The organism is Kitasatospora sp. NPDC059747, from assembly GCF_042732955.1.
GTDB lineage: Bacteria > Actinomycetota > Actinomycetes > Streptomycetales > Streptomycetaceae > Kitasatospora.
This window is the reverse complement of record NZ_JBHWGV010000084.1, coordinates 3237-14512: the sequence shown is the minus strand read 5'-3', so window position 1 is coordinate 14512 and position 11276 is coordinate 3237. Positions and strand designations below refer to the sequence as shown.

The following is an 11276-nucleotide window of genomic DNA, read 5'->3' as shown; positions in this document are numbered from 1 at the left end:
TATCTCACCCGCGTCTTGCACCCCCCTCCCCCCTCACACACCCCCGCCGCGTCCACCCCCCTCTCAAAGTTCGTTGTAGACCTGATGTAGTAATGGATCGCCGGCGAGCTCGACGCCGAGCGCACGCTGCCGCTGGAGGCCCGGCAGCAGGCCCTGGTGGAGACCATTCGGGCGTTCATTCGGGCCAGACTGCACGACCCCGGATTGACCCCGCCCATGGTCGCCGCCGCCCACCACATCTCCGTCAGCCACCTTCACCGCCTATTCGCCCGCTACTCCAAGGGGGAGACCGTGGCCGGGTTCATCCGCCGCCAGCGGCTGAGGAAGGCCCACCGCGAACTCGCCGACCCCGCCCTGCTGGCCCTGCCGGCCCACGCCATCGGCTCCCGCTGCGGCATCCCCAACCCCTCCGACTTCAGTCGCGCCTTCAAAGCCGCCCACGGCCTCTCCCCACGCGAACACCGCCGCCAGGCCCAGCCCGAGCCCACAACAGAGGAGACGCAGAGCACAGAACCGGAGACGCAGCGCGCATTCCACCACCGGACCGCCCACCTAACGTGAGACGTATACAGGGAACCCCGGCCCACGCGGGCCCTGAACCTGTGCAGCGAGCATGAACTCGGGGCCGGGCCTGTCGGGTTGGAGGGGGGGTTGTATGAGCAAGCTTCGTCGGATTGTCGTGGTCGTGGTGTCGACCGCTGTGGTGACCGCCGGCTACGTGGCTACCGCCACAGGGGCCCTCGCGGACGCCATCGCGGGCCACCCTTAAGCCCGCCACTTCACCCCGGAGGGGGGGTTGTATGAGCAAGCTTCGTCGGGTCGTTGTGGTCGTGGTGTCGACCGCTGTGGTGACCGCCGGCTACGTGGCTACCGCCACGGGGGCCCTCGCGGACGTCATCATGGGCCACCCGTAGGTCGGCTACTGCGTCGCCCCCGTGCCCACTCCGGGTGCGGGGGCGACGCGCGTTTTCGGGCTCTGCCCCTTATCGGCCAACCGCCCAAGACTCGCTCGCCGCCGTCCCGAGCAAAGACTCCCGCTGCGCCGTGCTGGCGAGCGGTGCCTGCGCCCGGTTGGTGCGCGACGGGTCGTCATCACGGCCGCCGCGCACGTCGGCCCCACCGCCTCGCCGCAGTCCGCGCCGCCCAGAGCGAGGGATCAGGACAGGACGGGAGGCCTCGCCGCTCATCCCGCCGCGGGATAGGCGACCAGGATGTTGGCGTCATTCTTGAGTGCGAGGCCGGCGTAGGCGTCGACGGCGGCGGGGGCGATGCCGGGGGTGGCCGGGCGGTCCGCGCCGGTACGGGTGTCGAGGATGACGGGTCCGTGGCTGGTGCTGCCGTAGACCAGTCCGTGCCAGACAGCGGTCACGGTGGGGGCGATGCGGTGGTTCGCCTCGTCCGGGAGCTTCCAGAGCACCTGCGCGTTGTCGTCCACGGCGAAAACGGAACCGTCGTCAGTGCAGACCGTGACCGAGCGGCCGTCGTGCCGGCAGTCAGCGCCTGCGCCGCCCAGCGCGAGGACCTCGTGGCCGGTCGCCCCGTCGAGCAGACGGGTGAACTGCTTGCCGGTGCCGGTGGCCGTGTCCACGGTGGCCAGCTCCACGACGAGGCGGTCCGCGGTGGTGCCCTGTCCTGCGGCCTTCGTCAGGAAGGCGGCCATCGCCTGCCGCTTTCCGGCCACCTTCGCGATCACCGGCGCCTCGGCAGGGTTGCCGTCCATGAGCTGATTGCTCGGCCGTAGCGCCTGGTGCAGGGCGGTGATCATCGTCTTGACGCGGCCGGTCGCCAGGTCCACCGCCTGCAGGCTGTCCGTCGCGGCGATGTAGGCGGTCGGTCCGTCCAGGGTGAGCGGCAGGGGCTTGGCGATGGAGCCGGCCATGGTGACCTTGCCCCGGGTTGCCTCGACGGGCAGTGCGACACCCTTGGTGAGGTCGAACGCGGTCGGCGGGTCGTAGGCCGCCGCCGGTGGTGCGCCCGGTGCGGAGTGCTGGGGCGTGGCGTCGGCACTGTCCGGGGCGGGCGGGTTGCCGCCTGCGCAGGCGCTGAGGATTGCGGCGGCGATCGCCGCTGCGGCGAGCCGGCCGGGAGTACGCCGCATGTGCATGTTCTTTCCCTTTGAAGTTGTAGCAGCCGGCCCCCGCGGACAGGCATGGTCACATCGAGCGAGACGCGCTCGGGGACAGATGCACAGGCCAGTGGGGACGCTGAGCTGACGGCTGATCACCTCACCGTGAGGTGCCGCCACGCTCGATGCCCGCAGCGCGAACCCTGGCACCGGGATGCCGACCTCGAACCGGGGCGGCCGCGCCGCGTCACAAGGCCTGCTGCGGTGCTGCCTTCGGCCGCAGATCCGGAGGCAGCGGCTGCGCCCGGGAGCGGAGGACGGCGGTGCCGCGGGCGGCGTCGAAGGCCGCCACCGGGTCGGGGACGCTGGTCCAGGGCCAGCTGCCGCACGACGGGCCGATCGCCCGGAACTGCTCCAGGGCGACGTCGAACTGCTTCGCCTTCAACGCGTAGTGCGCGAGCAGGTGCCGCAGCGCCGGCAGCCGCTCGTCGTCCGGCCGCACCTCTGCCAGGGCCTGTGCGACCCGTCGCAGCCGGGTCTTCGCGTCCTTGCCGGACAGCAGCTCCTTGTGCGCCCCGCGCAGCTCCATCTCGCGCAGTGCCTGCAGGTAGACGGCTGGCAGGAGGCTGCCGGGCGGGGCGGTGTCCATCGCGTGCCTGGCGAAGCCCAGCATCTGCTCGTGCGAGCCGAACCATTTGGCGCTCCAGTACTGCAGGCCTTGCACGTGGGCCTCGTAGTGATGTGGTGCCCGCCGGTGCAGCCCGACCCACAGTTCGGCGAAGTGTTGCGGCACGTACTGGCAGCCGCGTGCCGCGGTGACCATGACCGCCCAGGGTGCCGGGTTGGCCGGGTCCAGCTGGGCGGCGTTCTGGGCCGCCTTGAGGGCGGAGTGCACCATCGAGCGGAAGGCCCGCATGTCCGCGTCGGGCACCTGGGGCGCGTATCCGCTGCCGCGGATCGCCCACGCGGCGTGGACCATCCGGTGGGCCTCCAGCGTTGCGGCCTCGCAGTTGCCCGGGTCGGCCGCCCTCCAGGCCTTCAGCCAGCGGTCGTCCTCGTCGGCGATGGAGTCCAGCAGCGACAGGCGCGACCAGCGCTCGTCCCAGTCCTGCCCGGCGGCCTCGACGTACGCGGCGGCTGGCTTCCAGTCGCCGCGCCAGGCGGCGTCGGCTATCGCCTGCGCCTCCTTACGGCGGTGCGGCGGCTGCGGCGGGCCCGCGTGCCGGGGGTTGAGCCGCTCGCGCGGGACGAGCCCGTAAGCCGCCGCGTCGTAGTCGACCTGCGCTGGAGCCAGTTCCCTGAGCCGCCAGTCCCGGGACTTGTGGACTCTGTGGATCACCACGCATACGGCGATGACCAGCAGATTGCCGATAAGAAGAAGGTAGGTCACGACGGAGCATCATGGTCGATCGTGCGGACACCGACAAGGCGGTTTGTCGATGCTGTGCGGCAGGGCGAGCCGCGTGATCGAGACCGTACCTGCAGTGAACGCCGAGGACCTCGGCTGGCAGCTGCACAAGCGAGGCGGAGACGCTGTCGACCCCGCCCCACTGCCCGCCCAGACCACGGCCAGGATGACGACCAGGAACCCGGGCTGCTCGGCGACGCCCCCGGTCGGGTTCGCCGTCAGGCGGCCGGGCTGACCCCGGAGAACATCCGGCAGGCCCTGGAGAAGGCCCGGTTCGAGGAACGCTGCGCCGACCGGCACACCGACGCCGGGAACGAGGCCGCGTTCGCCGTCCGCGCCGAGTGGCAGCGCGTGCGCGACCACACCGCCGCCACCGAGGCCGAGTGCTACGACCCCGACCACGGCACCGCACTTCGGCTTTCCCCTGATGGAGGTCCTCAATCGGGTCACACGAGGCAATCGGCTATATTCACGCAGCCGCCACACACCATGATCAGCCACGTGCGGGCGGCATCCATCAGGGGGAGAGCCAGCCTTGCGGATTGCCGACAACCAGCCCGACGACGGCCGTCCGGATCAGGCCGGTGGCGCCGCAGCGGTGGGTGTGCCGTCCGGTGGGTGGAGCGGTTACGCGATCACCTCGCTGGTGGCCGGCGTTCTCGGGGTGGCCTGCTTCCTCTGGGTCGCGGGCCTCGCCTTCGGCATCGCGGCTTTGCGCGGCATCCCCCGGCGTAACCAGCGTGGTCGCGGCCTGGCCGTCGCCGGGATCGTCCTGTCCGCCCTGTGGGCACTGTCCTTCGCGGTCGCCGCCGCCCTGGGCGCGTTCGGGCACCCCCTGGTGCCGGTGCGGTCCGCCCGTGCCGAACCCTCCGGCACGGTGAGCGAGTTCGGCCTCCGGCGCGGTGACTGCTTCGAGACGCCCGACGCCGCCACCGCGAAGGACCGTACCCGTGTGCGTCCGGTGTCCTGCGCGGAGCGCCACTCCGGCGAGGTCTTCGCCGTGGCGACCGCGGACGACCCGTTCTACCCGGGCCCGTACCCGCTCCAGCGCGAGACGACCAAGGCCTGCGAGGCGCAGCGGAACGCCTGCGCGATGGACACCTGGGCCCTGCCGCGTTCCGTGCGCGTGCACGACTACCTGCCCGACGAGCAGTCCTGGGAGAGCTCGGGGCACAGGATCGTCTGCTGGTTCGCCGACGACGAGGGCGAGCGGACGGGTTCGCTGCGGCGCGACGAGACGGCCCTGACCACGGAACAGATCGGCTACCTCCAGGCTGCCGACCGCATGGAGGGCGAGCTCGCCGGCGCGCCCCGCAGTATGGACCTGGACGCCGACCCGACGAGCGCATGGCCCTGGGCGGACCGTCTGTCGGCCGCCGTCAACGCGGAGGTGGCGACGCTGGATTCAACCACCTGGAGCGACCGGGTCCGGCAGCCGGCGGCCGATCTGAAGGCCGAACTGCTCCAGATGCTGCCGGCGCTGGCGGCACTGCGGACCGCCTCCGACGGCACGAGCGCACAAGAGGACGTCGCAGCCGTTCGCAGCCACGGCGGCCACACGCAGGCCGCCGCCGTCCGAACCGCGCTCGGCCTCACCAGCGAGTAGCCGGCCCGCCCGAATTGCGCACTGTCAGTGGGCCGATGCGGGATTCCGGTCTCACGGCGTGCGGTGGAGGGTGAGGTCCGGGTCGGCGCCGGAGGCAAGGCGCAGCCCGCTGAAGCCGGAGGCGGCCACGCGGTGCTGCCAGGGCAGTTGAACGGCGAGCTCACCTGAGGCCGATGAGGCCCCAGCCGCGGGACTCGGCTCCTGCGACCACCGTGCCCCACTCGTGCAGGAGTGCGGCGGCGGCGTCGAAGGTGGCGGGCCGACAGGAATAGCCGGCGCACTCGGCGTCGAACGGGGCGCGGAGTTCCTCCAGCCGTGGTGCGGCCGTCTCCCAGGCGCGGGCGAGGGTGGGGATCTCGTCCGGGGTGCAGAGCAGGAGTACGTGCGGGCGCCAGGGTGAGGGGTCGTCGGGGAAGCCGGCGGCCGGTGCGGGGCCGTCGTCCGGGGGCTCGGGGACCAGGGCGCCGAGGAAGCGGTCGAGGGCCGCCCGTAGGTCGGGGGCCGCCGATCCTCTGATGTCCGCCCAGGCGGCGGCCAGGTGCCAGTGAAAGCTGTAGGAGCCGGTGGTCCCGTAGAAGCTGTACCGGGCGCACCAGGCAGGCTCCGGCGGCCACACCCAGCCGTCGGGCTGGGCGGCGGCGAGGGCGGCCGGGACCGGATCGCTCCAGGGGACGGGGAACGCGGTGTCGTCCAGCACGTCCAGGCGCTCGTCCGCCGGTATCCGGGCCAGCCGGTTCCAGTCGGCCATGACCACGGTGATGTCCAGTCCCATCCGCGCAGGCTAACAACAGGGTCCGACACGGATCCGGCGGGACCATCTCGGGAGGCGGGAGCCGGTGGACCTCCCCGGACGGTTCGAGGGGCGCGAGATCCCCGACAACGTCAGGCACTCGTCGCCGCCGGCGACTCACCGCGCGCCGGCCGCCGACCTACCAACTCGGCGGGCGGCGTGGCATTTCGAACCCCGCTGCTCCGGCAGGCGCCTCGGACGAGTGCCCGGAGGCCAGGCCCGCCCGCCCGGTGCCATCGTCCGCGATCTTCTAGGGAGCGGGGGACCGGAGTGGCGACGGGCCAGGACAGTACGGGTACCGCCGCTGATCAGGCCCTGGCCCGGTTCGGTTCGCTGCCGCTGCCCGCCGTGCTCCAGCCGACCGGGGCGGGCCCCAGGCGGCGGTGCGTCAGCTCGTCTCCAGCCCCAGCCCCGTGGCGAGGAAGAAGCCCCATGCAGGTCCGAGGCAGACCCGGCGGGCGGTCACCTCGCCGTGGTCGCCGGTGAGGCCGCGGGCGGCCAGTTCGGCGATGATGAGCGCGGCGACGTCGGTGGCGGTCCGCGCGGTCGGGGCGGGGAACTCGGCTTTCCAGCGCTTGCCGGACGGCTGCCACCCGTCGGCGGTCATGGCCGCCGCCACCACCTGCGGGTCCCCGGGCCGGGGACCGACGCGGAGCAGGAACCCCTTATCGGTGTCGTACGTGAAGGAGATTCCGCCGCTGATCCGGCGCGAGGCGATGGTGAACGTGACCTTTTCCCCGGGCCGCTGGACGGGCAGCTGCTCGATCCAGGCGGCGAACTGCAGCTCCAGCGCCTCCCTCAGGTGCGGCAGGTTGCCGGCCAGTCGGCCGCCGGGCAGGTAGACGGCGGTCTCGCCGGGCCCGTACAGGTGCAGCTGCCAGCTGTACGGCAGCCGCGAGAAGTCGCTGCTCCCGTCACTGCCCGGGCCGCCCCACCGGAATGTGCCGAGTTCCTCCGCCTCGACCGCTTCCGCCGAAGCGGTCTCGACCCACACCTCTCGCCGGTCGGCCCGCAGCCGCAGCAGCGTGGTGTCCTCGCCGCTGCCACGCCACCGAACGTCGGGCCCGTCAGGGCCGCCCCCGTACAGCGTCGGGTCACCGAGCACGCCGCACACCGCCCGGTAGACGTCGGCGAAGACGTCCCGTCGGTGTTCGAGCGCGGGAGGCTCGGCGAACCGGTGCAGCGTCAGTCGCTGGTCCCGCTCTCCGCCATCCCACAGCGGCGGGAGGTCCTTGCTGATCCGTCCGAGGACGTCCTCGTCGACGTGCTGCGCGCCGGCGACCGCCTGGTGCAGCGAGACCCATGCCCACCGGTCGTTGCTCTGCAGCAGCATGACCCGTTCTCCCGAGCGCCAGCGCAGCCCGAAGCCCTCGGCTCCCGTCGGTGCCGGCGTCGGCGTGCCGACGGCGCCCAGCGCTTCGGCGAGCTGCCGCAGGGCGGCCTGCCGCTGGTGCGGCGTTGCCGTCGGGGCGAAGTCCAGCAGCCGCATCAACCGGACCCGCCGGTAGTGCGCCTGCTTGGGGGCGGTGGCGTCGAAGTACAGCTCCGTCCCGCCGGTCGGGAACATTCCGACGGCGAGCAGGTCGTTCATCTCCCGGCGGATCTTCCAGCCGGGGCGCTCGGCCACCAACCGTTCGACCGCAGACCGGTCCGCGGCCCACGGCAGGTCGTGCAGGGTGCGTACCAGCTCGACGGTGATGGCCAGGTCATGCGTCCACGTCACGGCGGGGGTCGTCTCACTCATGAAGTGGATCATCGCAGCCGCCACCGACACCGCCCTCGGCGGCCTCCTCTGGTCTTTCAGGTGAAGTCTGCACCGTGCCAGGGCAGCAGCTGTCCGGTGTAGGGGTCGATGCCTGCTTCATAGCGGCGGCGTTCCTCGCGCCAGTGAACGAAGTGGGGCGACGGGTCGCCCCACAGGGAGGCGTCGCTGAGCGGACAATCGGCGAAGTCCCGGGTGAACAGGCGCCGCGGGAACTCGGTCATGCCGCAGTCGTGGATCTGCCATTGCGGCGATCCGTGCCGTTTCCACACGAGGACCGGCCACGTGTCGGGGTCGGAGCCGGTGGTGAGCCAGCCGAGCATGTCGGCTCCGCTGCTGGTGCCCCATGCGATCACCGAGGCCGGGGTCGCGTCGACGCCGGCCGGTCCGCCGTCGTCCGACCAAAGGCGTCGCATGATGGCGGTCTCGCCGGCCATGCTGCCGAAGCCCGGCCCCTCGGGTGGCTGCGTGGTCGCCTCGGGGACGTGGATGCCCACCGACTCGTCGACGCCGCCGGCTCCGTAGACGGCCATGAAGGCCATGTAGTCGGACGGGAACCCGACACCCCAGGCCTGCCCGACCGCGGTCCAGTCCACCTGCTCATCGGCGCCGTCGCGCGGTGACATGACGGCTGTCAGGGCTGTGATGGGTGCTTCCTCAGTCGTCATGTTCCCTCCTGGGCCTTGATCGTGACCGCACGGTACCGGGCCCCGCCGACATTGGGCAGCGCGACCGCGCACCGCGGGTCGTGCTGCCACTCTGCGGAACCCGTGCTCGTTGCCGCCGAGAGCCCGGACGATGTCCTGAGCTACGGGCCACGTCGGCAGTCGCCGACCAGCGAACGCTTCATGAATCGTCGGATATTCCGGCAGCTGTCGCGCATCGCGAGGCGCTCGGGCGGTCCCGGAGTGAGCTGACGACCAAGGTCCACGTGGCAGTCGACCCGGGGTCTGCCGCTCTCGATCGTGCTCAGTATGGGGAACACGGCGGACTGCAATGTTCCCGGCGGAGCTGGACGCGATCCGGATCCCGCGGACCGGAGCCGGCCGCCCGCGTACCAAACCCGACCGGGTGGTGGCGGACAAAGCCTATTCGTCCCGTACGATCCGCCACCCGCTTCGGCGGCGCGGCATCAAAGCGACCATTCCGGAGCGCCGGGACCAGATCGCCAACCGCCCGTCGCGCGGTTAGGGGCGGCCGTTTGCCGGCATTCGACAAGACCGCCTACAAGGAACGAAACGTTGTCGAGCGGTGCTTTGCGAAGCTGAAGCAATTCCGCGCGGTGGCAACCAGGTTCGGCAAACTGGCTACCCGCTACCGAGCTGGCGTCGTTATCGCCTCGCTGGTCCTATGGCTACGAGCTGAGGAGCAATGACCCACCCAAGCATGATCAATTGCGAGTTATGGCCCAGCATCCGCCCATGATCACCGAGAACGCCTCCCCGGCAGTCGCCCTTGCCCCACTCGACGTGGACGATGCCGAGCTACTGCACACATGGTGGTCCGAACCGGTGGCCGCGCACGAACTGGGCCACTGGCCGCGCCCGCTCTCGGCGGTACGCGAGCAGATCGAACGCGACATCGACGACGCCGACCACGACGGCTTCCTCATCCTGCTCCCGGACGGCACGCCGGTCGGCGCGGCAGCCCTGGCCGAGCAGAACATGTCCGACGGCACGGCCACCGTCCGTCTCCTCGTCGATCCGGACCACCGCGGCCGCGGCTACGGGCGCGCCGCCCTGGACGCTCTGACCGACCTCGCGTTCGGCGAACTCCCGCTGCACCGCATCGAAGCGCTCCCCCATACCAGCAACGCCTCGGCGCTCGCCGTCCTCGCCCACGCCGGCTTCACCCACGAGGGCATCCGGCGCGCCGCTTGCCTCCACCGGGGGCGGCGGCACGACATCGCGATGCTCTCCCTGCTCCGCCCGGAGTGGGAGGCGCTGGAGCGGCCGCGGTCCTGGGACTCTGAGCAGGCGGGCCAGGGTATGCCGGACTATTCGCGTCGCGCCCGGCAGGAATTGTCAGACACGGCCTGGTAACTCCGGATGACAGGTTCGGCTGGAACCTGCACTCGACCCTGCGGCGCCATCAACGGGACCGGAGATCCGGGCCTGTGCTCCGTGGGCAGAACCTTTGTCGAGAGCGATCTCGACTGGTGAGGCTCGACGCTGACATGACCTCGCTCCGGCGAGGTCGGCGTTGTTCGAGCGAGGGATTCCTGTTGGCGGTGAACCGGGGGCGGGGCGCTGGCCGTTCAAGGTGGGGAGAGTCCGGTGCGTCGCCGTCCCCTGGGGTACGCCGCCACGTGCCGCCGACGGCCGGCCGGGCTCGCCGCTCCGCGCGTCCGCGTCCTCTCCCCCTTCGCCGGGCGCGCGGGGCGGCCCTCTGTGACCCGTGAAACCCTCCAAGGAGCACAACAGATGAAGCACGTACGCCGCGCGGCCGCGGTCACCGGTGGCGCGGTCGCCGTCCTGGCGCTGGCCGGCACCGTTCCCGCCTACGCGTGGAAGCCGAGCGACGCCACCCTGACCGTCGGCTGCCGCCCCGACGGCGGCCACGTCGAGCTCGTGCTCGGCAACGACTACAAGTCCGCGGGTGACTACACCCTCGGCCTGATCGGCGGTACCGAGGAGTACCACGGCACCATCGACGGCCACGGCACCGCCAAGGTCACGGTGAGCTACTCGGGCCACGGCGACCAGTGGCGCTACACCCTGGCGGACACCCACGTCGACAGGAAGATCGCCGACGTGCCGCTCTGCCCGTCCGGCACCCCGACGCCGACTCTGCCCCCGACCCCGACCCAGCCCGCTACGCACACCCCGGCTCCGACGCCGAGCCGGACGGCCACGCCGACGCCGAGCGGGACCCCGTCCGCAGCCGCGGTCCTGCCCTCCGGCACCCCGTCCGCCTCCGCGAGTGCCGCGCCCGCCCTCGCCCAGACCGGTGGCGGCGGCAACACGACCCTCGCCGTGGCCGGTGCCGCCACCCTGGCCGCCGGCGCGGGCCTCATCGTGGCGGGCCGCAAGGTCGCCGCCCGCCGCAAGGCCTGACGGCAGGGTGTTCGTCGACGGAGCCTGGCGGATCACGGTCGTCGGGAAGGACGCCGACTTCGACCAGCGGGCCGTGGTCCGCACCCCGTACGGCACCCTCGTGCTGGCCGGCGTGGTGGGGGAGTCCCTCGTCGTCAACGCGGACACCTGGCAGCTGTGCCTGGAACACCTGTGGCCGGGGCGCGGGTGGCGCCCGGACGTCGAGGTGACGCCGGGGCCCGTGACTACCACAGGCGGGCGGCGCAGCCGCGAGGTCCGGGCGACGGACTGCTACTGGCCGGGGCACCCGCGGCCGGCCGTGCCGCGCAACCTCGTCCTGCGACTGGATGCGCTCGGCACCGAGGTTCAGGAAGATCCCGCGGCGACACGGATGATCGCTCCGGCTGCGACGCCGCTGATCCGGACGAGCTCCGACCCGGTGTTCGGGGCCGGACCGGCTGGGGTGGAGGCCGCGTCCTGGTGATCGGCTGACGGCAACGAGAGGGGGGGGGGGGGGGGGGGGGGGGGCGCCCGCCCGCGGGGGGGGGGCGGGGGTGAGTGAGAGGAGAGCCCGCGACACCATCACCCAACCACGCGGCGGGGGGGAGAG

The 11276-nt window shown here is 72.1% G+C and carries 11 protein-coding genes and 1 pseudogene; 7 read left to right on the top strand and 5 right to left on the bottom strand.

Going from position 1 to position 11276, the window contains the following annotated elements:
• Nucleotides 1–204: 204 nt before the first annotated feature.
• On the top strand, nt 205–561 hold the full coding sequence (locus ACFV4G_RS30205; protein WP_380445294.1) for a helix-turn-helix transcriptional regulator: 357 nt from the start codon (nt 205–207) through the stop codon (nt 559–561).
• Between the two features lie 622 nt (nt 562–1183).
• Here the strand turns inward: ACFV4G_RS30205 and ACFV4G_RS30200 are convergent.
• Together ACFV4G_RS30200 and ACFV4G_RS30195 are read right to left on the bottom strand one after the other, a co-directional pair.
• A complete protein-coding gene (locus ACFV4G_RS30200) occupies nt 1184–2104 on the bottom strand; it encodes a hypothetical protein (RefSeq protein WP_380445293.1) in 921 nt (306 codons plus the stop codon).
• 208 nt (nt 2105–2312) lie between these two features.
• Nucleotides 2313–3455: a hypothetical protein gene (locus tag ACFV4G_RS30195; RefSeq protein WP_380445292.1), complete on the bottom strand. Its 1143-nt coding sequence runs from the start codon at nt 3453–3455 to the stop codon at nt 2313–2315.
• Nucleotides 3456–3528: 73 nt separating this feature from the next.
• Here ACFV4G_RS30195 and ACFV4G_RS30190 point away from each other — a divergent pair, with 73 nt between their 5' ends.
• The gene (locus ACFV4G_RS30190) at nt 3529–3708 is read left to right on the top strand and encodes a hypothetical protein (RefSeq protein ID WP_380445291.1); all 180 of its coding nucleotides are present in this window, start codon (nt 3529–3531) and stop codon (nt 3706–3708) included.
• A gap of 300 nt (nt 3709–4008) precedes the next feature.
• Complete coding sequence (locus tag ACFV4G_RS30185) at nt 4009–5079, top strand: DUF4190 domain-containing protein (protein WP_380445290.1); 1071 nt, start codon at nt 4009–4011, stop codon at nt 5077–5079.
• Nucleotides 5080–5239: 160 nt separating this feature from the next.
• Here ACFV4G_RS30185 and ACFV4G_RS30180 read toward each other — a convergent pair whose 3' ends face one another.
• The 3 genes from ACFV4G_RS30180 to ACFV4G_RS30170 all read right to left on the bottom strand — a co-directional run bounded on the left by ACFV4G_RS30180 (nt 5240) and on the right by ACFV4G_RS30170 (nt 8299).
• Nucleotides 5240–5851: a hypothetical protein gene (locus ACFV4G_RS30180; RefSeq protein WP_380445289.1), complete on the bottom strand. Its 612-nt coding sequence runs from the start codon at nt 5849–5851 to the stop codon at nt 5240–5242.
• A gap of 406 nt (nt 5852–6257) precedes the next feature.
• Entirely contained in the window at nt 6258–7613 is a 1356-nt protein-coding gene (locus ACFV4G_RS30175; RefSeq protein WP_380445288.1) for a hypothetical protein, read from the bottom strand.
• Between the two features lie 56 nt (nt 7614–7669).
• A complete protein-coding gene (locus tag ACFV4G_RS30170) occupies nt 7670–8299 on the bottom strand; it encodes a hypothetical protein (protein ID WP_380445287.1) in 630 nt (209 codons plus the stop codon).
• Between the two features lie 173 nt (nt 8300–8472).
• Between ACFV4G_RS30170 and ACFV4G_RS30165 the strand changes: the two are divergent.
• From ACFV4G_RS30165 to ACFV4G_RS30150, 4 genes and pseudogenes are all read left to right on the top strand, one after another.
• Nucleotides 8473–9006: pseudogene (locus tag ACFV4G_RS30165) on the top strand (IS5 family transposase); the annotation flags it as partial.
• Between the two features lie 46 nt (nt 9007–9052).
• Nucleotides 9053–9673, top strand: coding sequence for a GNAT family N-acetyltransferase (locus ACFV4G_RS30160; RefSeq protein ID WP_380445286.1), 621 nt, complete (start codon nt 9053–9055; stop codon nt 9671–9673).
• Nucleotides 9674–10054: 381 nt separating this feature from the next.
• A complete protein-coding gene (locus ACFV4G_RS30155) occupies nt 10055–10687 on the top strand; it encodes an LPXTG cell wall anchor domain-containing protein (RefSeq protein ID WP_380445285.1) in 633 nt (210 codons plus the stop codon).
• Nucleotides 10688–10694: 7 nt separating this feature from the next.
• Nucleotides 10695–11150: a hypothetical protein gene (locus ACFV4G_RS30150; RefSeq protein WP_380445284.1), complete on the top strand. Its 456-nt coding sequence runs from the start codon at nt 10695–10697 to the stop codon at nt 11148–11150.
• Nucleotides 11151–11276 lie beyond the last annotated feature (126 nt).